Raw genomic sequence first — 25,828 nt, 5'->3', positions numbered from 1 at the left:
CAGCGGCCCCGAAGGGGCGAGGCCCAGGGATGGGCTGAGTAACGTTGGCAAAGCCAACCGTCTGATAGGGCAAAGGCGCGGGTTGCCAGGGGCCGCGCCTTCGGCCCCTGGCTCGGTCGAGGTGCCTGAGCCACATGGGGCATCTCACTTTTATCGACCGAAAATGTCACGAACGCCTGCAGAAAAACGCTAACTGATCAGCATTGCGGTAAAAACCGGGCCTGTTTCTACACCTTATTGCCAATCTGGCTGAGCCGCGGCCACACCAGCATCAGCGCCTCCAGCAACCGCAACAGATCGTCCCGGCTTGCCCCTTCTCGCGCCTGCACCGACATGCCTTCAATGGTGCAAATCACGTATTTCGCCAGCAGCGCGGTATCGGTTTTCGCCAGCAGCTCGCCCTGTTGCACCTTGCGATCGAAGCAGGCCTTCAGCGCCGCTTCCTGCGCATGATGCTTTTTGCGCAGCATCTGGGCGACGTCGTCGGAAGCGGACGACAGCGCAGCGGAGGCGCACACCATAAAGCAGCCGGAGGGGGTATCGGGATCGGTGAAGACCTGAACCGAAGAACGCACGTAGGCCTCGACGATCTCGGCCACCGGCACATCCTGTTCCAACAGCTGGTTGGTGCAGGTGGTGTATTTTTGCAGATAGCGCTCCACCGCCGCGCGGAACATCCCTTCTTTGTTGCCGAACTCGGCATACAGCGTCGGCGCCTTGGCGCCGGTCACTTCCACCAGATCGGCCAGCGAGGTGGCTTCATACCCGTGCCGCCAGAACAGATCGAGTGCGCTTTCCAACGCCCGGTCGCGATCAAATTGTTTGGGTCTGCCACGGCTTTTCTTGCCGCAGACCGCTTCATTGATGCTCATCGTTCCTCTCCTATCCCGCTCCACAGCAGGCTTAGCACAAATAACTTAACGATCATTATAAAAAAATATTGCGCCCTCGTCGAGAACCGATTAGCATTTAGTTATCGATCGTTAATAAAAATTAGCGAACCGGATTAAAACCCTCTATTGACCGTTATCGAAAAGGAATTAACATCATGAAAAGCTTAAAACTAACCTTAGCCGCCCTCACTCTGGCCAGCGTTTCCTTCGGCAGCTTCGCCGCCGATTTGGTCACTAGCCAACCGGCCGACCAGCAAAAAGTGGGCGTCATCACCGTCAGCGGCGCGTCCGATTTGACCTCGCTGGAAAACAGCCTGGCCGCCAAAGCCGATCAGGCCGGCGCCAAATCCTTCCGCATCACCAGCGCCGGCGGCAACAACCAGCTGCATGGTACTGCAGAAATCTATCAATAACAAAGCATTAAGCCTGTAGACTGCATACCCTTATTGCTCACAACGCCAGGGCGTAAAAAAAATTAATTAACGAGCATTAAAAAAATACTTGCAATCCGTCAAACCGGCATCTAACATTAAATTATCGATCGTTAATTAATTTAACGACCTTACAAAACAAACATCGTAAAGAACACTGATAGGAAATAAGACCATGAAAAACCTGAAAATGACCATCGCAGCCATCGCACTGGCTTCCGCCTCCTTCGGCAGCTTCGCCGCTGAACTGGTGAACGCGCAACCCGCCGACCTGCAAAAAGCCGGCGTCGTTACCGTCAGCGGCGCGTCCGACCTGAGCAGCCTGGAAAACAAACTGGCGGCCAAAGCCGACGCGGCGGGCGCCAAATCCTTCCAGATCATCGCCACTACCGGTGACAACAAACTGCACGGCACCGCGATCATCTACAATTAATGGCCGGATCGGCAATCGTGCAAAAGGGCGGCTCAGGCCGCCTTTTGTTTGCTTTAACGCCAACGTTCTGTTGTAAGCTGTAGCGACCTCTTCCCGCTGAGCCGAGCAACGCCATGACTCCCCTGCTGTTTCACAAATATCACGGTCTGGGCAACGACTACCTGGTATGCCATCGTTCGGTCGCCGATCGCCTGAGCCTGGAACAGATCCGCCTGCTGTGCCACCCGCATTACGGCATCGGTTCCGACGGCCTGCTGATCGACAGCGGCGACGCCGTCAATCCCACCCTGCGCATCATCAACCCGGACGGCTCCGAAGCGGAGAAAAGCGGCAACGGCTTGCGTATCTACGCGCGGTATCTGTTCGACAGCAAGCGCGTGGCGCATCAGCCGTTTCTGGTGCACACCGCCGGCGGCGACGTGCGTTGCCAGGTGGCGGAGGACGCGCATCAGATAACCGTGGAGATGGGGCGCGCCAATTTCAGCCCGGCGGCGCTGCCGGCCTTGATCGATCTGCCGGAGGCGCTGAACTATCCGCTGCCCCTGAAGGAGGAGACGTTAAGCGTTTCGCTGGTGTCGATGGGCAACCCGCACTGCGTGGTGCCGGTGGAAAAACTGGATCTGGCGCAGGTGCATCGGCTCGGACCGCAGATTGAGCGCCATCCGCTGTTCCCGAAACGCACCAATGTACAACTGGTGGAAGTGGTCGATCGCCAGACGCTGCGCATCGGCATCTGGGAGCGCGGCGCCGGCTTTACCCTCGCCTCCGGCAGCAGCAGCTGCGCCGCCGCCAGCGTGATGCGCAAGTTGGGACGAGTCGGCGAGCGGGTTAGTGTGCGGATGCCGGGCGGCGAACTGCAGATCGCCTTCAGCGGCGATTTTCAGGTCAGCATGCGCGGACCGGTGCATAAAATCGCCACCCTGACGCTGGACGAAGACTGTTTTGCCGGCGGCGCGGGGCTGTTTACGGGATCCACCCCAGCAGCCTGAACCACAGATAGTCCAACGGCACCAGCAGTGCGAAGCTGAGCGCGGCCAACAGCAGGCACAGCTTTAGCCCTTCGCGCGCCGGCACTTTGCCCATCCCCATCGCCACCACGATCGGCGAGGCCTGATACGGCAACAGCGGCGTGGCGTAACCGATCACCTGGGTCATCAGCACCGTCAGCAGCGGCAAGCCGCTGCCTGCGGACAACGCCTGCGCCAGCGGGGTAAACAGCGCCGGCACGCCGTTGGCGGTCACCACGAAATTCAACAGCGCGGTGATCCCCACCAGCGAACCGAATGCGGTAAACGGCTTGCCGTGCAGATCCGGCATCATCGCCAGCAGCGCGCCGCCCAACCGATCGCCGAGCCCCGAGTGGCTGACCAATGCGGTCAGCCCCAGGATCCCCGCCACGTAAATACAGGTGCGCACGTTGACCCCGGCGGCGAACTGCTCGCCGTTGAGAAAACCGATGCGCGGCAACAGGCAGAAGCAGGCCGCCGCCAACCCTATCCAGGCGGGGGCGATGCCGTGCCAGCTGTCGGTCATCCACAGCAGCACCGTAATGCCCAACAGCGCGATCAGCCGCCACTCGGCGGCACTGAGCGGCGTTTGCCCCGCCTCGGCCGCCACTGGCTGCGGCCGGGCACGGAACAGGCCGCAGATGCACAGCGTCAGCAGCGCGCCTTTGGCCAACCCGAGCACCGGAGCGTGCAACAGCAGATAAGAGAGATAAGCGAAGTGGCTGCCGTAGGCGCTTTCCGCCGCACCGCTCATCACCAGGTTAGGCACGTTGGCCGGCAGGATGCTGGCGGAAAGCTGGAAGGTGCCGAACCCCACCGCCAGCGCCAAACCGATGCGGCCGCGCGAGCCTTCCGCCAGGCCGGCGCGCTCGGCCAACGCCATGACGATCGGCATCAGCAGCGTAATGCGCCCCATATTGGAGGGCATGACAAACGCCAACGCGTAGCTTATCGCCACCACGCCGCCCACCAGGCGCGGCCAGGAACCGGCCAGATGCGGCAAGAGTCGGTTGGCCAGGCGATCCGCCAAGCCGGTGCTGCGGATGGCGGTGCCCAACACGAAACCGCTGAGCACCAGCCAGAATGCGGAAGACGCGAAACCGGAAAAGGTCACCGCAGCGGGCGCCAGCTGCAATACCATCACCGCCGCAAAGAACAGCAGCGCGACCAAATACTCCGGCAAACGGGCGCTGGCCCATAGCGCGATGACCACCAGCGTGACCAGCGCGGACAGCGCCATGGGATCCCCCAACATAGTTCTCCTCCCTGATAAAACGTTGTGATTGTTATCAAACGGTTAACAGGGTGACACAAGGCGCGGGCGTTAACCTTGAAACCGCTCACATATCGTCGTTCTGCAGATTTTTCAGCATGCACACATTGCAGCCGTGGTGGCCGGTATTGCCGCGCCGTTCCGTCAGCAGCGTGAAACCCAGCGCGTAATACAACCCGATCGCCTCTTTCAACTGTTCGGTGGTTTCCAGGTAGCAGTAGCGGTACCCCGCCGCCCGCGCCGCCTTCAGCGCCTGCACTACCATATAGCGCGCCATGCCCAACCCGCGCGCGCCGGGTTTGAAGAACAGTTTTTGCAGTTCGCAATAGCCGGGCTCTTCGCCGGCCAGCGGCGCCATGCCGACGCCCCCCACCACCTGCCCGTCCCGCTCCAGCACCCAGTAGCGGCCGCCGTTGTCATGATACAGGCCGGTCAGCCGATCGAGATCCGGATCGTGCAGGCTGACCCCTTCCATCTTGTCCATGCCGTACTCGCGAAACACCTCGCGAATGATCGCCGCCATCGCCGCATCGTCGCGCTCGGCGATCGGCCGCACCCGCAGATTGGCGTCGCGCTGTTTGCGCGCGCTGCGCAGCGCCGCGGTCATCTTTTTCATCGCCGCAGTGGTGCTCGCCAGCTCATCGTCATCCAACTGCGCCAGCGCCGCCTGCATAAAGCCGTCGGCGTCGCTCTCGATGCCGGCCAGCGCCTTGACGCCCTGTTTACTCAGCCGATGCCGGTTGTGCCGCCTGTCATCCGGATGATCCACCGTTTCTATCACGCCGGCGGCCACCAGGCTGCGCAGCGCCCGGCTGGCGCTGGCTTTGTCGATGCACAGCCGGGCCGCCAGCTCGGTGACGCCCAGCGGCTGCTCGCTAACTTCGATCATCAGATGGATCTGCAGCGGCGAAAAGCGCGAGCCGTTGCTCTGCTTGTTCAACATGCCGAATTCTCTGACCAAATTGCGCGCCAATGCTCTGAAATCCCTGATGTTCACGACGTTATGTTCTCCTTTTCTCCCACCTTCACGCTACGTTGGATGGATTATTGGTTGATAGTGTTACCTAATTTCGAACATAACGATAACGCATAAACAATTGCGAATGAATAACCAACAGGGCACCCGAATATGTCAAAACATTTCAATTAAAAGAATTTAAACCCAACAAAATAATTATTTTTAAAATTAAAAACCAAATTAGTATTTAAAATTAAAATAAAAACCCAGGTAAAATGAGCATAAAAACATCAAAAATTCATAAATAAAAAAACAAAGAAAATATCCACATGAAAAATAAAAAATAAAAATAAAAACGTGAAAACTTGATATAAACAACTTAACCGTTATCTCGTCAACGTCGGTTACATATTTACGCCTGCCTTCACGCGCCTGCCTGCGCCATTGTCCCTTTTGCCAAAAGTAGCCCATGCTTTAACTGCACCTCTCCTTCTGGCTAACCGGGACGCTGGCTCATGACGAAAAAAACCACCCTGCTGCAATTCTTCCACTGGTACTACCCCGACGGCGGCAAACTGTGGCAGGAGGCCGCCGAACGAGCCCCGCACCTCGCCGAACTGGGCATTACCGATCTGTGGCTGCCGCCCGCCTACAAAGGCGCTTCCGGCGGTTACTCCGTCGGTTACGACACCTACGATCTGTTCGATCTGGGCGAGTTTGACCAGAAAGGCAGCGTGGCCACCAAATACGGCGACAAGGCGGCGCTCGAACACGCCGCCACTGCGCTGCGCGAACACGGCGTGGGGGTGCTCTACGACGTGGTGTTCAACCACAAGCTCGGCGCGGACGAGAAAGAACGGGTGCACGTGTTCAAGGTGGACGCCAACAACCGCAACGACATTGACGACCAGGGCTTCGACGCGCTGGCCTATACCCGCTTTACCTTCCCCGGCCGCCAGGGCGCGCATTCCGAGTTTATCTGGGATTACAAATGCTTCAGCGGCGTCGATTACGTTGAGCAGCCGGACGATAAAGGGGTGTTTAAAATCGCCAACGACTACGGCGACGACGGCTGGAACGATCAGGTCGACGACGAGAAAGGCAACTACGACTACCTGATGGGCGCCGACGTGGAGTTCCGCAATACCGCCGTGACGGAGGAGCTCAAATACTGGGCGCGCTGGCTGCTGGACACGCTGCCGTGCGACGGCTTCCGCCTCGACGCCGCCAAACACATTCCCGCCTGGTTCTTCAAAGAGTGGGCGGATCACGTGCGCGACAGCGCGCAGCGCGATCTGTTTATCGTCGCCGAATACTGGTCGCACGATCTCAGCGCGCTGCAACAATACATCGAGTTGGTGGACGGCAAAGTAATGCTGTTCGACGTGGCGCTGCACCTGAAGTTTCATCAGGCGTCAAAACAGGGCGACGGCTTCGACATGGCGCAGATCTTCACCGATACCCTGACCGCCGCCGATCCGGCCCACGCGGTGACGCTGGTCGCCAACCACGATACCCAGCCGCTGCAATCGCTGGAGGCGCCGGTGGAACCCTGGTTCAAACCGCTGGCCTACGCGCTGATCCTGCTGCGCGAACAGGGCGTGCCCTGCGTGTTTTACCCCGACCTTTATGGCGCCAGTTACCGCGATAAAGGGCGTGACGGCGGCGAGTACCAGATTGACATGCCGGCGATCCCAGAGCTGGAGAAGCTGATTGCCGCCCGCCAGCGCTTCGCCAACGGCCCGCAAACCGACTACTTCGACGACAGCCACTGCGTGGCCTTCAGCCGCGCCGGCACCGCCGACGCCCCCGGCTGCGTGGTGGTGTTGACCAACGGCGGCGAAAGCGGCAAGACGGTCGCGCTCGGCGCCGATCTGGCGCGCACCGCCTGGCGCGATTTCCTCGGTAACCGCCAGGAGGAAATCACCACCGACGACCAGGGCAGCGCCCATTTCCCGGTCAACGCCGGCAGCGTCAGCGTCTGGGTGCCGACAGGCAGCCTGTGAACGCCCGCCGCCGCGCAATGATGCCGCGGCGGCAAAACTAATGTTTGCCTTTCGGGTCTAACTTACGCTATCAACTGCGCAAGCCATTCACACCGGAGCCTAAATAGGGTACAAGGCTGCATGAAAATTCCAAAACGACTCCAGCCGCTGGTGGATGACGGATTAATCGACGAAGTCATCCGCCGTTTGAAAAGCGGCAAAGAAGCCGACGTGTTTATCGTGCGCTGCGGCGATGAGATCCGCTGCGCCAAAGTGTACAAAGAAGCCGAGAAGCGTAACTTCAAGCAGGCCGTGCACTACCAGGAAGGGCGCAAGGTGCGCAACAGCCGCGACGCGCGCGCCATGAGCAAAGGCTCCAAATTCGGCCGTCAGCAACAGGAAGAAGCCTGGCAGAACACCGAAGTGGACGCGCTGTATCTGCTGGCCAGAGCCGGGGTGCGGGTGCCGCAGCCGGACATCTGCCTGGACGGCGTGCTGCTGATGGAGCTGATCACCGACGAGGAAGGTCTGGTGGCGCCGCGTCTGAGCGATGTCATCCTGACGCCGGAACAGGCGCGCGCCGATCATGCTCTGATGATGAACTACGCGGTGCGCATGCTGTGCGCCGGCTTGGTGCACGGCGATCTGTCGGAATTCAACGTGCTGATGGATAAAGACGGGCCGGTGATCATCGATCTGCCGCAGGTGGTGGACGCCGCCGCCAACAACCACGCCAAAAGCATGTTCGAGCGCGATATCGACAATCTGGCGGAATATTACGGCCAATTTGCGCCGGAGCTGCGCGACAGCCAATATGCCAAAGAGATCTGGGCGCTGTATCAGGAAGGCACGCTGACGCCGGACAGCGTCCTCAGCGGCCGATTCAGCGAAATTCAGAAGCGCGCCGACGTCGGCTCGGTGCTGGAAGAGATCCAGGCCGCCAGCGAGGAACATCAGCGCCGCCTCATGGCGCGCAACGCGGAAGAGTAACGCCCACGCTACTCGACGCGAAACACGTCCGGCCGCTGCGGGGTCGCGGCTTCGTGATAGATATCCCCCAGATAGCCGGCGATCTCCTCTTCGCGCAGATCCGCCGGCAACACGATATCGTAGCTGGGGGCATATTTGCGCTCCGGCAGCGTCACGCGGAACAGCCGCCATTTGTCCCCGATACGCTTCACGCCTACCAGGCGGCCGAACACGTTAAAAATCATCATCCGCCATTCCCCTTTTCGTCGCTTTCAGGCTATAACACTGTGATGCCGCCGCAGTGAAAAGGAAAGCGCATGAGTGAAAAAACGCCCCAGTTCTGGCGCGACCCGCAGTTGCCTTTTGTCGAAGCGCGCGCCATCAATGATGGCCGCAAAGTGTGCTACAGCCTGCACAGCCACGAATTCTTTTCCATCGGCGCCATCACCGGCGGCGTCAGCACCTATGTCAACGGCGAGCGGCGCATGCAGGTCGGCGCCGGCGATGTGGTGATCATCAATCCGCAGCAGGCGCATGCCTGCAACCCGATCGCCGACCGCCGTTGGTCATACATCATGTTCTATCTCGATCTCGCCTGGCTCGGCGCGCTGCAGCAGGAAATGATGGGCGGCGACGGCGACCGCTTTGTCCCCTTCAGCCGGCCGCTCAGCCGCGATCCGGCGCTGTTCAACGGGCTGAACCAACTGTACGCGCTGCTGACGAACGCGCAGTGCGGCGCGCTGGAAAAACAGATCGCCCTGGTGGAGTATTTCAGCGCCCTGCAGCTCGCGCTGGGCAGCGGCCGCCAGCCGGAGACGCCGCCGCACCCCCGACTGGAAGCGGCGGCGGCGTTTATCGACGCGCACTGCACTCAGTCGCTGACGCTGGAAGACATTTGCCACGCCGCCGCGCTCTCGCCCTCCTACCTGATCCGCGCCTTCCGCCAGCGCTACGGCATGACGCCGCACGCCTATCTGGTCAATCGCCGCGTGCAGCACGGCCATCGGCTATTGAAAAGCGGCCTGCCGATCGCCGCAGCCGCCAGCGAAAGCGGCTTTGCCGATCAGGCGCACTTCCAGCGCACCTTCAAACAGCTGCTGGCCGCGACACCCGGCCAGTATCAAAAACCCTCCGCCAACAGATAGCAGGCGCTGGCCGCCAGCAACGCCGCCATCACGCGATTGAAGCGTTGTACGTTGCGCGCCTGCCTGAGCAGGCCGCGCAACATCGCGCCAACGTAAGCCCAGCAGGCCACCGAAGCATAGCAAATCACGAAGTAGAGCCCGGCGAACTGCCACAGCAGCCGGATGTCGCCGTCGCCGACAAACGCCCCGAGGCTGGCCACCGACGCCAGCCATGCCTTGGGGTTCAGCCATTGCATCAGCGCGCCGTACCAACAGGAAGGCGCCTGCGCCTCGCCGTTGCCCAGCCTGCCGTCGTCAAACGCCAGCCGGTAGGCCATAAACAGCAGGAAGGCCACGCCGGCCCATTGGATCAAGCGGGTCAACGCCGGCCACAGGATCAGCAGTTGGTGCATGCCCAAACCCAGCAGCACCAGCAACAGGGTAAACCCCAGCGTGGCGCCGAACACGTGACGCTGGGTCGCGCCAAAGCCGAACTGCGCCCCGGCGCTCAATGCGACGATGTTGACCGGGCCGGGCGTGATGGAGGCCGCCAGCGCAAATGCGGCCATGGAAAGGTAGATATTATTCATGAGGGCACCTGAGGAAAAATTCACAGGCGCCAGAATGCCGGGCCGCGCCGACAACGTATTGAACAGAATTGCCCTGTTAGGTTTAGCGCACCGCGACGGCCCGTCGGCGCGGCAACCCGAAGGTATTGACCGCCATGCCGGCCAGCACCAGCAACGCGCCGCCGAACTGCGCCGGCGACAGCGCTTCGTCCAGCAGCAGCCAGGCGGCGAACAGCCCGACCAGCGGCACCAGCAGCGTCAGCGGCGCGACGCGCCAGGTTTCGTAGCGCCCCAGCAGGCTGCCCCATACCGAATAACCGAACAGCGTGGCGGCGAACGCCAGATAGGCAACCGCCAGCCAGGTGCCGACCTGCACATGGCTCAGGCTGGCCAGCACCGCCTGCGGGCCGTCGAACAGCCAGCTGCAAATCAGGAACGGCAGTACCGGGATCGGCGCGCTCCACACCACCAGCGACAAAATGTTGCGCTGCGGGAAACCGGCCAGGATCTTCTTGTTGGTCAGGTTGCCCAGCGCCCAGGAGAACGCCGCCGCCAGAGTCAGCAGCAGGCCCGCCAGGGGGACCGCGCCGCTGCCCGGCTTATGCAGGCTGGCCTGCGCCAGCGCCAGCATGCCGCCGCTGGCGATAGCGATGCCGACGAAATGATTGACGCGCAGCTTTTCGCCCATCAGCACGACACCCAACAGCAGGGTGAAGAACACCTGCGCCTGCAACACCAGCGAGGCCAGCCCCGCCGGCATGCCCACCTTGATGGCGACAAACAGAAAGGCAAACTGCGCGAAACTCATGGTCATGCCGTAGAGCAACAGCCATTTCCACGGGATGGTCGGGCGCGGGATAAAGAAGATCGCCGGCAACGCCACCAGTAAAAAACGCATCCCGGCCAACAGGAACGGCGGCATCCCCTGCAGGCCGAACTTGATTACCACGAAATTCACGCCCCAGATCACCACCACCAACAGCGCCAACAGCCGATCGCGCAATGTCATCCTCGCCCCGCTTATCCCATTGAAAATTCGCTTTGCCTTGCAGGTTACAACCAAACCGGGCGCATGGACACCGGCAAACGCCAGCGTTTATTCCGGCATCAGGCCAATGAAGGTGGTTTTCTTGCGCGGGCCGGTCATCAGCGCTTCCAGCTTCTCCACGCACTGCAGATAGTGTGGGGTCTGCTTGTGCGCCGCCACCGCCTGCTCGTCGCGATAGGCTTCGTAGATGTAAAACCGCGTCGGAATATGCTCATCCTGCAGCACGTCGAAACGCAGGTTGCCCGGCTCTTCGATCGCCCCCAGGTGATTGGCGCGGAAAACGTCGATAAATTCGTCGATCTTGTCCTGTTTAACGTTGATCTCTACCAATGTGACGTGCATGACAGCTCCTTGTTTAAACGGCGCGCCGCAGCATGGCGCTTTCCAACCATAGGTTTATTCCCGTCGATTGCCCTGCCGCAACGGTAATTTTGCCGCCTGGCTCACAAATCGCACCGGCGATGCCCACCCCGCCCCCGGCGAGGGAAGACGGCGGCATCTATAGTTACTATTCCTCCCCCTGAGAGCATAGGCTATGGATAACTACTTGATGGCGCTGGACGCAGGAACAGGCAGCATTCGCGCGGTGATCTTCGATCTGGCGGGCAATCAGATCGCGCACGGCCAGGCCGAGTGGCAACACCTCGCGGTGCCGGGGGTACCCGGCTCGATGGAATTCGATCTCAACCGCAACTGGCAGTTGGCCTGCCAGTGCATCCGCCAGGCGTTGCAGCGCGCGGGGCTGAGCGCGCAGGCGATCCGTGCGGTAGCCTGCTGCTCGATGCGTGAAGGCATCGTTCTGTACGATCGCAACGGCGTGCCGATCTGGGCCTGCGCCAATGTCGATGCGCGCGCCAGCCATGAAGTCAGCGAACTGAAAGAGTTGCACAACCACGGCTTCGAACGTGAGGTCTACCAGTACTCCGGCCAGACGCTGGCGCTGAGCGCCATGCCGCGCCTGCTGTGGCTGGCGCACCACCGGCCGGACATCTATCGCCAGGCGGCGACGCTGACCATGATCAGCGACTGGCTGGCCTACATGCTGAGCGGCGAGCTGGCGGTCGATCCTTCCAACGCCGGCACTACCGGCATGCTGGATCTGACCAGCCGCGACTGGCGGCCGGCGCTGCTCGATATGGCCGGGCTGCGCGCCGATATTCTGTCGCCGGTGAAAGAGACCGGCGTCGTGCTGGGGCGCGTCACCGAGCAGGCGGCCCAGGAGAGCGGGCTGCTGCGCGGCACCCCGGTGGTGATGGGCGGCGGCGACGTGCAGCTCGGCAGCCTGGGCCTCGGCATCGTGCGCGCCGGGCAGACGGCGGTGCTCGGCGGCACCTTCTGGCAGCAAATCGTCAACCTGCCGGAACCGGCCATCGATCCGGAAATGAACATCCGCATTAACCCTCACGTCATTCCCGGCATGGCGCAGGCGGAATCCATCAGCTTCTTTACCGGCCTGACCATGCGCTGGTTCCGCGACGCTTTCTGCGCCGAAGAGAAACTGCTGGCGGAGCGACTGGGGATCGACGCTTACAGCCTGCTGGAAGAGATGGCGGCCAGGGTGCCGCCGGGCGCCTACGGCGTGATGCCGATCTTTTCCGACGCCATGCATTTCAAAACCTGGTATCACGCGGCGCCGTCATTCATCAACATGTCTATCGATCCTGAACGCTGCAACAAACAGACGTTGTTCCGCGCGCTGGAGGAGAATGCCGCCATCGTCTCAGCCTGTAATCTGGAGCAGATCGCCGCCTTCTCCGGCGTGCAGGCCCGCTCGCTGGTGTTCGCCGGCGGCGGTGCGAAGGGCAAACTGTGGAGCCAGATCCTCAGCGACGTCACCGGCCTGACGGTGCGGGTGCCGGTGGTGAAAGAAGCCACCGCGCTGGGCTGCGCGATCGCCGCCGGGGTCGGCGCCGGGCTTTACGCGTCGCTGGCCGAAACCGGTGAGCAGCTGGTGCGCTGGGAGCGCGAGCATCAGCCGGATCTCACCAACCATGCGCGGTATCAGGAACAGAAAGAAAACTGGCGGCGAGTCTACGCCGATCAGCTGACGCTGGTGGATAGCGGCCTGACCACCTCATTGTGGAAAGCGCCGGGGCTCTAGCGCCGCGCGCGGCCCGGTCATAACCTTATACCGTTTTATTCCTTTCCCCTCGGCGCGGCGCAAGCCGCGTTTTAACTCGCTGCCGTCATTGTTCCCCCTCAGAAACAGTGTAACCACCGCAGATGGATTTATCTGCGCCTTCAGCCTGCCGTAGATTGTGACTTTGATCACGCCGCGCCCCGAGCGCGGCCTGCGCATTCACCTGAGAAGAGCGGCATTATGCTGAATAATAAAGATAACCCTGCATCATCCCCGTGGCCGGCGATCTTCTCGCTGACGGTCGCCTGTTTTGTCATGGTCACCACCGAGTTTTTGCCGATCGGCCTGCTGACCAACATCGCCCCTTCGCTCAGCGTCAGCACCGGCACCGCCGGGCTGATGGTGACCATGCCCGGCATCGTGGCGGCGGTGGCCGCGCCGGTATTGAGTCTGGCTTCCGGCCGGCTGGACAGACGCCTACTGATGCTGGGGCTGTCGTTGCTGCTGATGGTGTCCAACCTGGTGGCGGCACTGGCCGTCAACTTCCCGATGATGCTGCTGGGCCGCGTGCTGCTGGGCATCTGCGTCGGCGGCTTCTGGTCGTTCGCCGCCAACTACGGCCGCCATCTGGTGCCGGAAGCCAGCCAGGGCCGCGCCACTGCGCTGATCCTCAGCGGCATCTCGGTCGGCGCGGTATGCGGCGTGCCGGCCGGGGCGCTGATCGGCGATCTGTTCGGCTGGCGCGCCGCCTTCTTCGGCGGTGCGGCGCTGGCAGTCGGCGTACTGTTGGCGCAGCTGCGTTTGCTCACGTCGGTACCGCCTTCCCGACCGGTCACGCCGCGCGATCTGGTGCTGCCGCTGCGCCTGCCGATGGCGCGCATCGGCCTGATCGCCATCGTGCTGCTGTTCATCGGCCACTTCGCCGCCTATACCTATCTGCGGCCCCTGCTGCAGCAGGTGTTCGTGCTCAGCCCATCGGCGATCTCGCTGCAGCTGTTGGCCTATGGCGCCATCGGTCTGCTGGGCACCTTTCTCGGCGAGCGTCTGGCGGAACACAGCCTGCGCGCCACCTTCATACTGATCGCCGCCATGCTGGCGGGCATTTTGATCGTTTCGCCGCTGCTCAGCGGCCTCGCCGGCGCCACGCTGATGGTGCTGGTATGGGGGCTGGCCTTTGGCGCCGTGCCGGTCTGCGCCACCAACTGGATGTTCGCCGCCGTGCCGCAGGCGCCGGAAGCCGGTCAGGCGCTGTTGGTGTGCGTCATCCAGATCGCGCTGGCCTCCGGCGCACTGCTGGGCGGTGAAGTGGTGGACTGGCAGGGCGTCAGCAGCGCCATGCTGTTTGGCGGCGCGCTGATCCTCTCCGCCACGCTGGTATTCGGCCTCAGCTTGCGCTCCGGCGCGATTGGCGCTAAACAGTGTTAATCATTATCTATCTGCAGAAACATGCCCCGGCCAGCGCCGGGGCATGGCGTTGAGAACCTATGGACCATCATTTGCTCGCTATCCGGGTATTTAACCGCGTCGTGGAAACCGGCGGCTTTACCCGCGCCGCCGATTCGCTGGGCATGCCGAAAGCGACGGTCACCAAGCTGATCCAAAATCTGGAGGATCACCTGCAGACCAAACTGTTCCAGCGCACCACCCGCAGCGTGTCGGTCACCCGCGAGGGCGAATGCTATTACCAGAATACGGTGAAATGGCTGGCGGATTTGGAGCAGATGGAGGGCTGTCTGACCGAGTCGCAGAATTCTCCGCAGGGCGTGCTGCGCATCGATACCGGCAGCGGCACCGCCCGCCAACTGCTGTTGCCGGCGCTGCCCGGCTTTTTGGAACGCTACCCGCAAATCCAGATCGATCTCAGCATCGGCGATCGCGTTATCGATTTGATCAGCGACAGCGCTGACTGCGTGATCCGCAGCGGTCCGTTGGCCGATTCCAGCCTGATCGCCCGGCGTCTGTTCGATCTGGACTGGGTCAGCTGCGCCACCCCGGCCTATCTGGCGCGCCACGGCACCCCGCGCCACCCGTGCGATCTGGAACAGGGTTTTCCGATGGTGCACTACCGCCATCCGGTCAACGACCGCATCCATCCGCAACGCTATGTCGAGCGCGGCAAAGAGATCGCCATCCAACAGCGCTACCCGGTCAGCATCAATGAAGGCAACGCGCTGCTGGCGGCGAGCCTGGCCGGCTTGGGCATCATCCAGATCTATCGGTTTATGGCGCAGCCGCACCTCGAGCGCGGCGAACTGGTCAGCCTGCTGCACGACTGGCAGCCGCCGCCGGAGCAGATGTACGTGGTCTACCCGTCCAATCGCCACCTCAGCGGCAAGCTGCGGGCGTTCATCGATTGGGCGGTGGAGACGTTTGACAGCGGCAAGATGAGCCGCACGTTGTAGCCGCACGCACTGTGGTATTATTTACCGCATAGTGATTCACGACGGACGACCACCATGGCCTATATCCCCAAAAACTATGCGAAGCTGGAAACCGGCTACCGCGAAAAAGCGCTGAAACTGTTCCCCTGGGTATGCGGGCGCTGCTCGCGCGAATTCGTTTATTCCAACCTGCGCGAGCTGACGGTGCACCACATCGATCACGATCACAGCAACAACCCGGAAGACGGCAGCAACTGGGAAATGTTGTGTCTGTATTGCCACGACCACGAACACTCGAAATACACCGAGGCCGATCAATACGGTTCGACGGTGGTGGCCGGTGAAGATGCGCAAAAAGATATCGGCGTCGCCACCCACAACCCCTTCGCCAACCTGAAGGCGATGATGAAGAAGTAACGCCATCGACAGCTTAATGAGCTACTAACTTATTAAGCTGTTAAACTAACAAAAGGCGCTTCCGTTCCGCCACTTCCCAGAGAATTCCTACTTACCCATCCGGTCCATTCACCGCAAAATAAGCTGCGCAGTTAACAACATACTGGCTTGGCAAGCCGCCGCAGTTGGTGCATATTGTTCGCGAGTTGTTCTTGTTAACCTGTTTGATTATCAACCTAATAAGCACATTAACTTAATAAGTTACCCGCTTAATAACTTGAGAGATGGCAGCATGATTGTTCTGATTGGCTCGCAAAAAGGCGGCGTCGGCAAATCGACGAAAGCAGTGAATATCGCCGGGTATCTGATTCTTAAGCAAGGCAAGACGGCGATCATCGTCGATGCCGACGACCAGAAATCGATCATGACCTGGTACAACGACCGTCAGAACGTCGAGGGGCTGCCGCACATTCCGGTGGTGGCCGCGTCGGGTAAAATCAAGGAAACGCTGCTGGAGCTCGATCGCCATTACGACTACGTGATCGTCGATACCGCCGGCCGCGACAGCGCCGAACTGCGCTCCGGCCTGCTGGCCGCCGATCTGTTCCTATCGCCGCTGCGCCCTTCGCAGATGGATCTCGACACCATCGGCTATCTGTCGGAGATGTTCTCCACCGCGCAGGAATACAACGAGAAGGTCAAAGGCTACATCGTATTGAACATGTGCCCGACCAATATCTTCATTAATGAAGCCAACGAAGCGGCGCAGGTGCTGAGTGAATACCCGGAGTTCACCCTGGTGAGCAATCGCCTGTGCGACCGCAAGATTTACCGCGACGCCTGGGGTGAAGCCATCACCGTGCACGAGGCGAATAATGAAAAGGCGCAGACCGAAATTGAATGCCTGGTGAAAGAGGTGATCCTGTGAAGAAACGCACCCCCACCCACCGGATGTCGGAAGACGAATTCATCAACAGCGCCACCTCACACACGCTGCCGGTCGCGGCGCCCGCGCCGGAAACCAAACCGGCCGGCCGCAAGCGCACTTATAAGGCGATCTCCGTCAGCCTGACGGACAACCACATTGAGGCTATCGATGAAGTGATCGTGCAGGCGGCGCGCAACGGCATCGTGCGCATCACCCGCTCCGACATCATCAAACTGGCGATCGACGGATTGGCGGAGAAAAGCGAAGCGCAACTGCTGGCGCTGCTGAAAAAACTCTGACCGCACGGCAGCCGCCGGCTGATCGAGCCGGCGGGCCGTTATCATCTGGAGTTCCCCGCGACCTCGCACCGGTAGTCCTGAATTTCACCGGCCGACCCCAGGTTGAGATCGGTCAACTTCAAACGGTTTGCCAACAGCAGCATCTCGCCCTGCGGGCTGACCGCCAGCGCCAGACCGTAATTGCCGATGCTGTCGCCCTGTTCGACCACGTAGTTTTGCAACAAGCGGAAAGGATCTTCCTGGGTTAAATCGGTGCCCGCCAATTTTCTGGCCAGATATTGATGGCCGACCAATTTCACCGCCAGCGGCCGCCACTGTTGATCTAATTGCTCAGCCTGTTCCCCCAGCGCGTTATAAACATCCTGGCGCAAGCAGGCAACGTGAATATGCAACTGATTTTGAGAGCGGCCATATTTCGAATTGACCGCCAGAGAAACCCATGCGTCTTTTAACGGTTTACCCAGCTCGCTGGATATATGTTCGCGGTTATTCCAGGCCTGGGCGAAATAAGGCGGCGTTCGATCCGCTTGCAATATCGGGCTCTCGATGCCGCTGACCTTTTCGGTCGGCATCACCAGATCGTGGTAAGGGCCCTTGCTGTCCTTAAACAGGACATATCCTTCGGTTAAATCCACCTTTAAGCAGGGCGCAGGATCGTGGTTCTGCTGCTGATTGGGCACGCACTGTTGGCTGACTATCTGCCACAGTGCATTCGGATTGCCGCGCCCGAAGAACCACCACAGCACCGCCGCCAGCAGCAAAATGACAAGCAAAATAATTAATAGTCTGAAAAGTCTTTTCATCGCGACTCCCTGTTTATCTATTCCATACCGAAAGGAGCGCCAGCATAAACCAAGGCTCCGGCATCGACCAGAATATTATCCTTAATGTCACCTTTTATTGACGTCTTGTTAGCAATGGATAATTAAAAATAAGCCTCCACCTGAGTAATTTAAGGTAAATTAATACCGTGGGTTGAATATGAGTGTGATATAAGCAGCCGGGACTCTTTTTATATAAGGAACCGATAAGATGCCAACGATGGGCAAATCCCTGCATTATCTCGACGTAGGTTCAGGCTTTCCATTGCTGCTGGGCCACAGCTATCTGTTCGATCTGAATATGTGGGCGCCGCAGTTCGAAGCGCTGGCTAAACGCTACCGCCTGATCGTACCGGATCTCTGGGGCCACGGCGATTCACCGGCGCTGCCACCCGGGCGAAACAGCCTGTCGGATATCGCCGCCGATCATTTGGCGCTGATGGATCATTTGGATATTGAAGAGTTCGGCATCGTCGGCCTGTCCGTCGGCGGCATGTGGGGCGCCGAACTGGCGGCGCTGGCGCCGGAGCGGGTGAAAGTGCTGGCGCTGCTGGACAGCTACCTGGGCGACGAAACTCCAGAGGCGCGGCAGCGCTATATGGGCATGCTGGCCGCCGTGGAACAGGCCGGCGCCATCACGCCGCCGCTGCTGGAATATATCGCCGCGCAGTTCTATTCCGACGAAGTGCCCGCTGCGCTGTCGCAGCCGTTGCTGGCCCATCTGCAAAGCCTGCCCGCCGAGCGCCTGCGCGAAAGCATCGTGCCGCTGGGCCGGATGATCTTCGGCCGTCCCGACAAGCTGGCGCTGCTGGAACACATCACCGCCGCCAGCATCGTCATCACCGGCGCGCAGGATAAGCCGCGCCCGCCGGCGGAAGGCCAGCGCATGGCGGATCTTCTCGGCTGCCGACATGTGCTGATCCCCAACGCCGGGCATATCAGCAACAAGGAAAATCCGGCGGCGGTCAATGAAACGCTGCTGGCGTTTCTGGCCGAAAGCACCACGCCGCTGTTTTGGTAAGTCGCTCCGGGCCGCCAGGCCCGGACCTGCCATGCCATCGCTCAGACGACGTGGCTATCGCCATTTCCCTGACCGAACTCCCCCAGACGCAACCAGCGGTAAAGCTCCGCATCGCGCTGAAAATGCATCTTTCTCATCACCGCCCGTTTATGCGTGCTCACCGTCTTGATGCTGACCCGAAGCCGACGGGCAATGGCGGTCGGCGTCATTTCCCAACTCAGGTAACGCATCACTTGTTTTTCCTGCGGCGTCAATGGCAACGGCTGGCACCAGGCGCAACAAGAAAAACCGCAGGCGCCGCCGGTTCGGCCTTTTATCACCCGCGCTACCGTGTGCAACAGCTTTGCGACGCCTTCATTGCGGTACACCCTGCCCGCTTCCCTCAGGCACCCCGAAATGGCGCGAATGCGGGCTTCTCTGAGATCGTAAACGGCGAGATAAAGGGCGTGAGGAGCATGGGGAGGATGGCAAAAACGCGCCATGTCGCCTTTGGCGATCGCCTGGAACACAAGGTCGGCATTCATCGGATCGCTGCAGCGCGCCTCGATGCCACGTTCACTAAAATAGTCGCTCAACGCCCGATACGCCCCGGCGACAAAAAAGCGGTCGATATCCAGGAAGGCGATATTGATGACCGTGTTCACGCCGTTTCCCTCCGCGCGAAAACAAACCGGCAAAACCGGCCGGCATTGAGCCTGCTGCGCCCATCCAACGTAACGAGCAGCAGCGTCAAAACCGCCCATTGGATGAGCGACAGCCCGAACGGGTAGGAAAACTGCGCGCACAGCAGCAAGGGAATGCCGCTCGTCGCCAACACGGCCTCTTCCCCGGCGGCCGGGCTGTGCAAGCGGGCGGCGATGCGCTCCCGTCGCCATGTTTGGCGCACCAGCGCCGCAACGCCCGCCAGCAGGCACAGCATGCCCGCCAACGCAACGACGCCGCCTTCTATCCACCACAGCAGGAGCTCATTATAGGGTTGCCGCGCTGCGCCTGCCCGCGCCACCGCGGGCAGCGCATGGGCCTGTAAATGCTCAAAGCCATGCTCGAATCGGCCATAACCCCATCCCAACCAGGGCCGCTCTACCACCAGCGCCAGCGAATCAAGCAGCGTATCGCAGCACGGCGCGGCATTCGACAAACGAACGCCGGCGTTCAATTCATCCGCCAATATCGCCAGGCAGAATCCCAATGCCGTCATCAGCAGCGCGAGCACGCAATGCAGCGGGTATCTGCGCACAAGCATCACGGTCAACAGCGCGGCACCCAATAACACGCTGAGACAAACGGTCTGCGATGCCCCCCAGCCCAGCGCGGCGGATAAACCGATCAAGAGCGGCAGCAAGAGTAAAATACGCCATCGCTCGTTATCTCGGCGCAACATGCGGAACCGAGGCAACACCGTCAGCCCCCATCCCGCCAATAATCCGCTCGCCAATAAACTGCTCGCGGCATCCGGCCAACGCCCCCCGCTGCCGGCATAGCCCGCCGCCGCCTCGGCCGGGAAGGAAAAAAGCCAAATGCCTCCCACGGCTGCGGCTAATACCAGCGTATAGATAAACGCAATACGTACGTGCTGCATGACCCGATATTGCAATAGGATAAAGTAAATAATCCAACTGCCAAACAGGCAGGCCATTCGCCCGACGGTAAGCACGCCCCACTCGGCACGAGAATAAAAAAGGGGCAGCAGCAATATCACCGCGCCCAGCGCAAAGAAAAAACACGCGGGGGTCATCCCCCACGCTTTTCGCAAAAAAAGGAGCGCGCCGCCGACGCCCAATAAAGCAAACAGGACAACCCCAATCACAAGAGAATATGGAAACGTCAGCGAGAAATAGTTCATATCATAGTGATAAATATAGCCACCCAACAAAAGCAATACGCTGACATAGACCATCACCATGAACTTTAAACATGGAATAGACATAATAATTTCATCCAAAAATATCTATCTGAAAAACCATCAGAAAAGGCTAAGCCATTTTTCAATTGCAATAAAAGAAATGCCTGTCAGCAACACCAGCCCGGTAACTATCGCCATCACAATCCCGACAGATTGAATAGCTTCAAAAAGCTTTCGCCTGTAGCGTAAAAGCGTCCAGTTTCTTTTAAACATACCTTTTCCTCTTGGCCATTCAGGCTTCAAGCAAAGAAAGCCCGCAATTTAAACGTGGATTACCGGCAAAATCCTGTCGCATTCCCCAGCGAGATCCATCGTATCGCCGCAGCCAAAATCAAGATATATGTATTAAATTTAACCATAAAAACAGTTTTTAATTCCTAAAAATAATAAAAATAAAGAATTAAAAACCAAAACAAAGAAAACCTAATATTATAAAACTGGCGACATCCGTACGTTTGAACTTTCGCCAAAAATTTCACAACATGAAAAAATCGCCATCATCTTGACGGGTGAAAAATAATAGATGACTCTGTCCTCGCTAAATTTCGCCGTCGCTATAAGGGCAAGCAGCACATTATGGAATACGTCATTAATCAGATGATTATTTTCTCACCTGCCGAACGCGCATTGTTCATCATCAATGAACGGGAATCTTTTATGCCGTTATCTAACCCTGCCACCCGCTTGTTGTTAGAGTTGGTTACCCATCATAAAGAGATGCTCACCCGCAGGCATTTGATGCAGCGGGTCTGGGAAGATAATGGTTTTGTGGGTTCAAACAATAATCTGAATGGTTGCATCAGTGAGATAAGAAAAGCGTTTGAATCGCTGGCGCTGGATCCGCAAATCATTATTACCATCCCCAAACTGGGGTTCATTCTTGAAGCGGAAATTACCTCATGCGAAAACATGCGCTCACCGGACAACCAAAAAGCGGTTATTCCCACCCTGTTGACCCGGGCCGGCGCACTGTTAAAACGGCGTGGGAATATCTGCCAGGCAAATAAAGCGCCCCTTGCCGCAGCATTGATGATGATTGCGTGCTTTAGCCTCGTCTGCGCTTTATTGTGGTTCAACCGGCCGGTTCACGCGTTCAAAAACGCCAGGGTCGATTTTTTTTATCGCCATGAGCAGTGCAACGTTTTTACGTTGGAAACCGCCGCGCTGAACGACCGGCGTGAAACGCAAGCGCAAATTGCCGCTGCATTGAAAGCTGAAGCGACCGACTGCGGCACAACGCCCGCCGATCTGTTCTACACCAAAATCGCCAACCCCAATCTTCCTTTTCAGGTCACCTTCATCGCCATCTGCAATCTGGCGCAACCCGGTCAATATGGCCGGTGCCGCACGATCAAAAACACCGACGGTATGACGCCATGAACAAAAAAACACGCTTTATCGTCGGCTTGTTATTGCTGATGGCGCCCCTGGCAAGCCAGGTCGCCCAGCTGTCGCACCATCCTAAAACCTTACTGCGTTGCGAAGCGGAGATCACCGCGCGCAACCGCTATGGCCCAGCCATGGAGCCCGCCGCGGTTTTAAAAGCAAAGATGTATTTTTTCCTCTACCACAACGGCACTGGCTTTATCAGACTCAATGGCTTTATCGAGCGACAAGAAAAGACCTATGTGCTGAACCGCGAACTTCACTATGTGTATGACACCCCCGGCGATGAGGCGGCTGAAGAGGATGGCGGCGGCGATGGGTACACGCTGCGATTCGCCGCCGACCGTAAACATGCCGGAGATACGGTTCCCGCCCCCCTTTGGGCGACCTTTTTGCAGTCGGAAGATCCCCGAATCTCCTACCATGTCGCCATCGAACACGTACTCGGCAACCTGTATGTGGTCAGTACGCTTCAAAGCCCGACCTTTGTCTGCCGGCGTTATTAGGCTATGCGTTGCGAGTGTTGCCTATCGGAAGAAAAGCCCGCAAGCGGCAGCCATTTCAGCGGTTAATTGAACGCGCCATGCGGCTGTAGGTGTGGCGCACGCCGCGAATCGCCACGCTGTAGGCGAAGATGTTTTCCGGCAGCGCCAGCCCCAAATAGCCGGTATCGCCGATATGGTGCAGATCCGCGCCGGCCATTTTGCTCATCAGCGCAATCTGCCGCACGGTCTGCACGTCGGCCCCCTCTTGCGAGGTGCCGATCGCCGTCATCGCCAGCGCCCCCTGCCGCTGGGTAAAGGCGATCAGCGCCGCCACTTTCTCCTGCGACATGCCGGGAATGGTGCCCGGAGCAGGCAGCAGCACGATGTCCGCACCGTTCTCCACGAACAGCGCGATGTCCTGCTCGCCGATCAGTTGGCTGCCGCTTTCGCGCACAATGCCGGCGCCGTGCATTTTGCCGGTCACCAGCACCATCTCGTCGCCCACTTCATCGCGTATCGCTTTCAGCGCGGCGGCGATCGCCTGATTGCTGACGCCGTTGTTCGGGTTGCCGGTCAGCACCAGCATGCGCGCGCCAAGCTGATACAGCTTGCGCGCATTCTCGCCGGTGGCGGCGCGGCCCGCCGTCATCTGCCAAAAGTCGTTATGTTCGCTGGCGAAAGCCGGATCGACGGCCTCCAGGTTCACCCCGATCACCCGCCCGGTCAGACGCTGCAGCGTGCGCAGCGCCTCCTGCGGCGGCACGTCGGCGGGCAGGCCCGCGATATGTGGACGATCGACGTCGAACAGGTTCAACAGCAGCAGGTCGGCGCCCTGGCTGGCCGCCAGTTCGGCGTTGGTGACGTTATTGAGCAGCGGCTGAGTGACCGCGATGGTTTCGCTGACCAAGATGCGCCCTTCGCTGGCGCGGATGGCGTAGAGCAGATCGGCTTTGCCGATATCGGCCAGATCGCTGGCGCTGCAGTCCAGATAGCGTTTCATGAGGCAAGCTCCGGTGACGTTAGCGGAAAGGGATGGATGCCCCCTCTCCCACCGCAGTGAAAGAGGGGGAAAAGGTTACTTCAGCGTAAAGCTTTGCGCCTGCACGTTGTCGGAATCCAGGCCGACGAACACGTTGAATTTGCCCGGCTCCGCCCCCCACTTCAGGCTGGCGTTGTAGAACTTCAGATCGTCTTCGCTAATCGGCAGCTCAACCTGCTGCGACTGGCCGGCCTTCAGCGTCACTTTCTTGAAGTTGCGCAGCTCTTTCACCGGGCGGCTGACCGACGCGGTGACGTCCTGCAGATACAGCTGCACCACCGTGGCGCCGTCGTACTTGCCGGTATTCTTCAGCGTGACGCTGGCGGTTAACTTGCCGTTGCGCGCCATCGTCGGGCTGGATAACTTCAGATCCGACAGGCTGAAGGTGGTGTAGCTCAAGCCGTAACCAAACGGATACAGCGGGCCGTTCGGCGAATCGAAGTAGCGCGAGGTGTACTTGCCCGGGTTCTCCTTGCCGAACGGCCGGCCGGTGTTCAGGTGGTTGTAGTACATCGGGATCTGGCCGACCGAGCGCGGGAAGGTCATCGGCAGCTTGCCCGACGGGTTGTAATCGCCGAACAGCACGTCCGCCACCGCGTTGCCGCCCTCGGTGCCGCTGTACCAGGTTTCCAGCATCGCGTCCGCCTGCTCGCTCTCCCAGCTCAATGCCAGCGGGCGGCCGTTCATCAGCACCAGCACCAGCGGCTTGCCGGTGGCTTTCAGCGCGGCGATCAGATCGCGTTGGCTCTGCGGGATCGTGATGTCGGCGCGGCTGGAGGCCTCGTGCGCCATGCCCTGCGATTCCCCCACCACCGCCACCACCACGTCGGCCTTGTTCGCCGCCTGCACCGCTTCGTCGATCATCTGCTGCGGCGAACGGGTATCGAACGCCACCGCCGGCTCATACTCGTTCAGATAGTCGATGATGCCTTTATCCTGCGTGACGTTGGCGCCCTTGGCGTACAGAATGCGCGCCTTGTCGCCCACCGCCCGCTCCAGCCCCTCGCGCAGGGTGACCGACTGCTTGACCACCCCGGCGGCCGACCAACTGCCCATCACGTCGCGCTGGCTGTCGGCCATCGGCCCGACCAGCGCGATGGTCGCCTGCTTGCTCAGCGGCAGCGTCTGCTTATCGTTCTTCAGCAGCACCATCGTCTTGCGCGCCACCACTCGCGCTTCGGCGCGGTGCAGACGGCTTTCGGCGTTGGTGTCCTGCGGATCGGAACCCGCCGGGCCCAGATGCACGTAAGGATTGGTGAACAGCCCCATGTCGTATTTGGTGTTCAGCACGTCGCGGCAGGCGCGGTCGATATCGCTTTCAGACACCAGTCCGTCCTTCACCAGACCCGGCAGGTATTTGTCGTAGAACTCGTCGCTCATGCTCATGTCGACGCCGGAGGTGATCGCCAGGCGCACCGCGTCGCGCGCGTCGGCGGCCACGCCGTGCTTAATCAGTTCCTTAATCGCGCCGTGGTCGCTGATGGTGATACCTTTAAAGCCCCACTGCTCGCGCAGCAGATCTTTCAGCAGCCACGGGTTGGCGGTGGCCGGCACGCCGTTCACCGAGTTGAGCGACACCATCACTCCGCCGCTACCGGCGTCCACCGCCGCTTTGTAAGGCGGCAGATAGTCCTGATGCATGCGCAGCGGGCTCATGTCGACGGTGTTGTAATCGCGGCCGCCTTCGACGGCGCCGTACAATGCAAAGTGCTTAACGCTGGCCATCACCGAACCGGGTTTGGCCGGATCGCCGTTCTGGAAACCGTCGACCATCACCTTGGCGATTTTCGAGACCAGCCAGGTGTCTTCGCCGAAGCCTTCGGAGACCCGGCCCCAGCGCGGATCGCGGGTGATATCGACCATCGGCGCGAAGGTCATGTTCAGGCCGTCGTCGCTGGCCTCTTGTGCCGCGACCCGGGCGCTGAGCGCGATGGCTTCCAGATCGAAGCTGGCCGCCAGCCCCAGGCTGATCGGGAACACGGTGCGCTGGCCGTGCACCACGTCATAGGCGAAGAACAATGGGATTTTCAGGCGGCTGAGCTGCATCGCCTGATCCTGCATCACCCGGATATCCGGCCGGGTGACGGTATTGAAGATGGCGCCGATCTGCCCTTTGCGGATCCCCTCGCGGATCGCTTCTTTCGGGTTATCCGGCCCGACGCTGATCAGCCGCAGCTGGCCAATCTTCTCTTCCAGCGTCATCTGCTTCATCAAATTGGACACGAAGGCGTCGCGCTGCTGGGCGTGAATGCCCTGCGTTATCGGCGTTTCCTGCGCAAAAACCGGGCTGAGGGCCAGACCGGACAACATACTCACCACACAAAGCCATTTCATCTTGTTTTATCTCAGGCGTGTTTCCGCCGCCAACGCCGCGGAGTTTAATCGGAGTGAAGAAACAG

At 60.0% G+C, this 25,828-nt stretch carries 28 protein-coding genes; 15 read left to right on the top strand and 13 right to left on the bottom strand.

The window, feature by feature from the left end; all coding sequences use genetic code 11:
• Positions 1-227: 227 nt before the first annotated feature.
• Complete coding sequence (locus tag H7A77_RS19775; RefSeq protein ID WP_033642313.1) at positions 228-872, bottom strand: TetR/AcrR family transcriptional regulator; 645 nt, start codon at positions 870-872, stop codon at positions 228-230.
• A 176-nt stretch (positions 873-1,048) separates the two neighbouring features.
• On the opposite strand from H7A77_RS19775, the gene H7A77_RS19770 reads away from it, so the two are divergent.
• The 3 genes from H7A77_RS19770 (at position 1,049) to dapF (ending at position 2,746) form a co-directional block, all read left to right on the top strand.
• Entirely contained in the window at positions 1,049-1,306 is a 258-nt protein-coding gene (locus H7A77_RS19770) for a DUF1471 domain-containing protein (protein ID WP_033642312.1), read from the top strand.
• Between the two features lie 193 nt (positions 1,307-1,499).
• Entirely contained in the window at positions 1,500-1,757 is a 258-nt protein-coding gene (locus H7A77_RS19765) for a YdgH/BhsA/McbA-like domain containing protein (protein ID WP_042783929.1), read from the top strand.
• A 113-nt stretch (positions 1,758-1,870) separates the two neighbouring features.
• Positions 1,871-2,746, top strand: a complete 876-nt coding sequence (gene dapF / locus H7A77_RS19760) for a diaminopimelate epimerase (RefSeq protein WP_047025637.1) — start codon at positions 1,871-1,873, stop codon at positions 2,744-2,746.
• Here dapF and H7A77_RS19755 read toward each other — a convergent pair.
• On the bottom strand, positions 2,721-4,019 hold the full coding sequence (locus H7A77_RS19755) for an SLC13 family permease (protein WP_182074543.1): 1,299 nt from the start codon (positions 4,017-4,019) through the stop codon (positions 2,721-2,723). The genes dapF and H7A77_RS19755 overlap by 26 nt on opposite strands.
• Before the next feature lie 85 nt (positions 4,020-4,104).
• Positions 4,105-5,010 (bottom strand): helix-turn-helix domain-containing GNAT family N-acetyltransferase, encoded by a 906-nt coding sequence (locus tag H7A77_RS19750; protein WP_182074545.1) that lies wholly within the window; start codon positions 5,008-5,010, stop codon positions 4,105-4,107.
• Between the two features lie 500 nt (positions 5,011-5,510).
• Here H7A77_RS19750 and amyA point away from each other — a divergent pair, with 500 nt between their 5' ends.
• Both amyA and H7A77_RS19740 read left to right on the top strand, forming a co-directional pair.
• Complete coding sequence (gene amyA / locus H7A77_RS19745; protein ID WP_033642305.1) at positions 5,511-7,001, top strand: alpha-amylase; 1,491 nt, start codon at positions 5,511-5,513, stop codon at positions 6,999-7,001.
• 120 nt (positions 7,002-7,121) lie between these two features.
• The gene (locus H7A77_RS19740; RefSeq protein ID WP_033642304.1) at positions 7,122-7,970 is read left to right on the top strand and encodes a PA4780 family RIO1-like protein kinase; all 849 of its coding nucleotides are present in this window, start codon (positions 7,122-7,124) and stop codon (positions 7,968-7,970) included.
• Positions 7,971-7,978: 8 nt separating this feature from the next.
• Here H7A77_RS19740 and H7A77_RS19735 read toward each other — a convergent pair whose 3' ends face one another.
• Positions 7,979-8,197 (bottom strand): hypothetical protein, encoded by a 219-nt coding sequence (locus H7A77_RS19735; protein WP_182074542.1) that lies wholly within the window; start codon positions 8,195-8,197, stop codon positions 7,979-7,981.
• Between the two features lie 69 nt (positions 8,198-8,266).
• Here H7A77_RS19735 and H7A77_RS19730 point away from each other — a divergent pair, with 69 nt between their 5' ends.
• On the top strand, positions 8,267-9,094 hold the full coding sequence (locus H7A77_RS19730; RefSeq protein ID WP_033642302.1) for an AraC family transcriptional regulator: 828 nt from the start codon (positions 8,267-8,269) through the stop codon (positions 9,092-9,094).
• On the opposite strand, the gene H7A77_RS19725 is transcribed toward H7A77_RS19730, so the two are convergent.
• From H7A77_RS19725 to lsrG, 3 genes are all read right to left on the bottom strand, one after another.
• Entirely contained in the window at positions 9,070-9,663 is a 594-nt protein-coding gene (locus tag H7A77_RS19725; protein ID WP_096242042.1) for a LysE family translocator, read from the bottom strand. The genes H7A77_RS19730 and H7A77_RS19725 overlap by 25 nt on opposite strands.
• An 82-nt stretch (positions 9,664-9,745) precedes the next feature.
• Positions 9,746-10,651, bottom strand: a complete 906-nt coding sequence (locus H7A77_RS19720) for an EamA family transporter (RefSeq protein WP_033642300.1) — start codon at positions 10,649-10,651, stop codon at positions 9,746-9,748.
• An 87-nt stretch (positions 10,652-10,738) separates the two neighbouring features.
• Positions 10,739-11,032: a (4S)-4-hydroxy-5-phosphonooxypentane-2,3-dione isomerase gene (lsrG, locus tag H7A77_RS19715; RefSeq protein ID WP_033642299.1), complete on the bottom strand. Its 294-nt coding sequence runs from the start codon at positions 11,030-11,032 to the stop codon at positions 10,739-10,741.
• 193 nt (positions 11,033-11,225) lie between these two features.
• On the opposite strand from lsrG, the gene lsrK reads away from it, so the two are divergent.
• The 6 genes from lsrK to H7A77_RS19685 all read left to right on the top strand — a co-directional run bounded on the left by lsrK (position 11,226) and on the right by H7A77_RS19685 (position 16,774).
• Positions 11,226-12,791 carry an autoinducer-2 kinase gene (lsrK, locus tag H7A77_RS19710; protein ID WP_042783922.1) on the top strand — a complete coding sequence of 522 codons (1,566 nt, stop codon included), beginning with the start codon at positions 11,226-11,228 and terminating at the stop codon, positions 12,789-12,791.
• A 219-nt stretch (positions 12,792-13,010) separates the two neighbouring features.
• Entirely contained in the window at positions 13,011-14,195 is a 1,185-nt protein-coding gene (locus H7A77_RS19705) for an MFS transporter (protein ID WP_046686630.1), read from the top strand.
• Between the two features lie 59 nt (positions 14,196-14,254).
• On the top strand, positions 14,255-15,172 hold the full coding sequence (locus H7A77_RS19700) for a LysR family transcriptional regulator (RefSeq protein WP_033642296.1): 918 nt from the start codon (positions 14,255-14,257) through the stop codon (positions 15,170-15,172).
• A gap of 54 nt (positions 15,173-15,226) precedes the next feature.
• Positions 15,227-15,568: an HNH nuclease YajD gene (gene yajD, locus H7A77_RS19695; protein WP_004939576.1), complete on the top strand. Its 342-nt coding sequence runs from the start codon at positions 15,227-15,229 to the stop codon at positions 15,566-15,568.
• Between the two features lie 271 nt (positions 15,569-15,839).
• Positions 15,840-16,475: an AAA family ATPase gene (locus H7A77_RS19690; RefSeq protein ID WP_016928620.1), complete on the top strand. Its 636-nt coding sequence runs from the start codon at positions 15,840-15,842 to the stop codon at positions 16,473-16,475.
• Positions 16,472-16,774 carry a hypothetical protein gene (locus tag H7A77_RS19685; RefSeq protein WP_042783920.1) on the top strand — a complete coding sequence of 101 codons (303 nt, stop codon included), beginning with the start codon at positions 16,472-16,474 and terminating at the stop codon, positions 16,772-16,774. Before H7A77_RS19690 ends, H7A77_RS19685 begins: the two co-directional genes overlap by 4 nt.
• Before the next feature lie 41 nt (positions 16,775-16,815).
• Here H7A77_RS19685 and H7A77_RS19680 read toward each other — a convergent pair whose 3' ends face one another.
• The gene (locus H7A77_RS19680) at positions 16,816-17,577 is read right to left on the bottom strand and encodes a CDP-diacylglycerol diphosphatase (protein ID WP_033652399.1); all 762 of its coding nucleotides are present in this window, start codon (positions 17,575-17,577) and stop codon (positions 16,816-16,818) included.
• 238 nt (positions 17,578-17,815) lie between these two features.
• Between H7A77_RS19680 and H7A77_RS19675 the strand changes: the two genes are divergently transcribed.
• Positions 17,816-18,616 carry an alpha/beta fold hydrolase gene (locus tag H7A77_RS19675; protein ID WP_080280887.1) on the top strand — a complete coding sequence of 267 codons (801 nt, stop codon included), beginning with the start codon at positions 17,816-17,818 and terminating at the stop codon, positions 18,614-18,616.
• Between the two features lie 41 nt (positions 18,617-18,657).
• On the opposite strand, the gene H7A77_RS19670 is transcribed toward H7A77_RS19675, so the two are convergent.
• The 3 genes from H7A77_RS19670 to H7A77_RS19660 are packed head-to-tail and all read right to left on the bottom strand — an operon-like array spanning position 18,658 to position 20,732.
• On the bottom strand, positions 18,658-19,260 hold the full coding sequence (locus H7A77_RS19670) for a LuxR C-terminal-related transcriptional regulator (RefSeq protein WP_158524164.1): 603 nt from the start codon (positions 19,258-19,260) through the stop codon (positions 18,658-18,660).
• A complete protein-coding gene (locus H7A77_RS19665; RefSeq protein WP_182074541.1) occupies positions 19,257-20,558 on the bottom strand; it encodes an O-antigen ligase in 1,302 nt (433 codons plus the stop codon). Before H7A77_RS19665 ends, H7A77_RS19670 begins: the two co-directional genes overlap by 4 nt.
• Positions 20,559-20,579: 21 nt before the next feature.
• Positions 20,580-20,732, bottom strand: a complete 153-nt coding sequence (locus tag H7A77_RS19660; protein ID WP_154219866.1) for a hypothetical protein — start codon at positions 20,730-20,732, stop codon at positions 20,580-20,582.
• Positions 20,733-21,095: 363 nt separating this feature from the next.
• Here H7A77_RS19660 and H7A77_RS19655 point away from each other — a divergent pair, with 363 nt between their 5' ends.
• Together H7A77_RS19655 and H7A77_RS19650 are read left to right on the top strand one after the other, a co-directional pair.
• Positions 21,096-21,899, top strand: a complete 804-nt coding sequence (locus H7A77_RS19655) for a winged helix-turn-helix domain-containing protein (RefSeq protein ID WP_052764893.1) — start codon at positions 21,096-21,098, stop codon at positions 21,897-21,899.
• Complete coding sequence (locus tag H7A77_RS19650) at positions 21,896-22,411, top strand: hypothetical protein (RefSeq protein WP_047025645.1); 516 nt, start codon at positions 21,896-21,898, stop codon at positions 22,409-22,411. The genes H7A77_RS19655 and H7A77_RS19650 overlap by 4 nt, the downstream gene beginning before the upstream one ends.
• A gap of 55 nt (positions 22,412-22,466) precedes the next feature.
• Here the strand turns inward: H7A77_RS19650 and H7A77_RS19645 are convergent, their stop codons facing one another.
• On the bottom strand, positions 22,467-23,390 hold the full coding sequence (locus H7A77_RS19645) for a haloacid dehalogenase-like hydrolase (protein WP_182074540.1): 924 nt from the start codon (positions 23,388-23,390) through the stop codon (positions 22,467-22,469).
• Between the two features lie 75 nt (positions 23,391-23,465).
• Complete coding sequence (bglX, locus tag H7A77_RS19640; protein WP_094142458.1) at positions 23,466-25,763, bottom strand: beta-glucosidase BglX; 2,298 nt, start codon at positions 25,761-25,763, stop codon at positions 23,466-23,468.
• Between the last annotated feature and the right edge of the window lie 65 nt (positions 25,764-25,828).

This window comes from Serratia sp. ME47 (assembly GCF_903970925.1).
Lineage (GTDB): Bacteria > Pseudomonadota > Gammaproteobacteria > Enterobacterales > Enterobacteriaceae > Serratia > Serratia ureilytica.
The sequence above is the reverse complement of the archived record's forward strand: the minus strand, read 5'-3'. Positions and strand labels throughout refer to the sequence as shown.

Bases quoted from the DNA above. Each gene is read 5' to 3' on its own strand.
- H7A77_RS19720 (WP_033642300.1), bottom strand. From the start codon at position 10,651: ATGACATTGCGCGATCGGCTGTTGGCGCTGTTGGTGGTGGTGATCTGG.
- lsrG (WP_033642299.1), bottom strand. From the start codon at position 11,032: ATGCACGTCACATTGGTAGAGATCAACGTTAAACAGGACAAGATCGAC.
- H7A77_RS19730 (WP_033642302.1), top strand. From the start codon at position 8,267: ATGAGTGAAAAAACGCCCCAGTTCTGGCGCGACCCGCAGTTGCCTTTT.
- H7A77_RS19650 (WP_047025645.1), top strand. From the start codon at position 21,896: ATGAACAAAAAAACACGCTTTATCGTCGGCTTGTTATTGCTGATGGCG.
- H7A77_RS19645 (WP_182074540.1), bottom strand. From the start codon at position 23,390: ATGAAACGCTATCTGGACTGCAGCGCCAGCGATCTGGCCGATATCGGC.
- H7A77_RS19655 (WP_052764893.1), top strand. From the start codon at position 21,096: ATGGAATACGTCATTAATCAGATGATTATTTTCTCACCTGCCGAACGC.
- H7A77_RS19765 (WP_042783929.1), top strand. From the start codon at position 1,500: ATGAAAAACCTGAAAATGACCATCGCAGCCATCGCACTGGCTTCCGCC.
- H7A77_RS19725 (WP_096242042.1), bottom strand. From the start codon at position 9,663: ATGAATAATATCTACCTTTCCATGGCCGCATTTGCGCTGGCGGCCTCC.
- dapF (WP_047025637.1), top strand. From the start codon at position 1,871: ATGACTCCCCTGCTGTTTCACAAATATCACGGTCTGGGCAACGACTAC.
- H7A77_RS19705 (WP_046686630.1), top strand. From the start codon at position 13,011: ATGCTGAATAATAAAGATAACCCTGCATCATCCCCGTGGCCGGCGATC.
- H7A77_RS19775 (WP_033642313.1), bottom strand. From the start codon at position 872: ATGAGCATCAATGAAGCGGTCTGCGGCAAGAAAAGCCGTGGCAGACCC.
- lsrK (WP_042783922.1), top strand. From the start codon at position 11,226: ATGGATAACTACTTGATGGCGCTGGACGCAGGAACAGGCAGCATTCGC.
- H7A77_RS19755 (WP_182074543.1), bottom strand. From the start codon at position 4,019: ATGTTGGGGGATCCCATGGCGCTGTCCGCGCTGGTCACGCTGGTGGTC.
- H7A77_RS19660 (WP_154219866.1), bottom strand. From the start codon at position 20,732: ATGTTTAAAAGAAACTGGACGCTTTTACGCTACAGGCGAAAGCTTTTT.
- H7A77_RS19700 (WP_033642296.1), top strand. From the start codon at position 14,255: ATGGACCATCATTTGCTCGCTATCCGGGTATTTAACCGCGTCGTGGAA.
- H7A77_RS19680 (WP_033652399.1), bottom strand. From the start codon at position 17,577: ATGAAAAGACTTTTCAGACTATTAATTATTTTGCTTGTCATTTTGCTG.
- H7A77_RS19735 (WP_182074542.1), bottom strand. From the start codon at position 8,197: ATGATGATTTTTAACGTGTTCGGCCGCCTGGTAGGCGTGAAGCGTATC.
- amyA (WP_033642305.1), top strand. From the start codon at position 5,511: ATGACGAAAAAAACCACCCTGCTGCAATTCTTCCACTGGTACTACCCC.
- H7A77_RS19740 (WP_033642304.1), top strand. From the start codon at position 7,122: ATGAAAATTCCAAAACGACTCCAGCCGCTGGTGGATGACGGATTAATC.
- H7A77_RS19690 (WP_016928620.1), top strand. From the start codon at position 15,840: ATGATTGTTCTGATTGGCTCGCAAAAAGGCGGCGTCGGCAAATCGACG.
- H7A77_RS19770 (WP_033642312.1), top strand. From the start codon at position 1,049: ATGAAAAGCTTAAAACTAACCTTAGCCGCCCTCACTCTGGCCAGCGTT.
- H7A77_RS19675 (WP_080280887.1), top strand. From the start codon at position 17,816: ATGGGCAAATCCCTGCATTATCTCGACGTAGGTTCAGGCTTTCCATTG.
- yajD (WP_004939576.1), top strand. From the start codon at position 15,227: ATGGCCTATATCCCCAAAAACTATGCGAAGCTGGAAACCGGCTACCGC.
- bglX (WP_094142458.1), bottom strand. From the start codon at position 25,763: ATGAAATGGCTTTGTGTGGTGAGTATGTTGTCCGGTCTGGCCCTCAGC.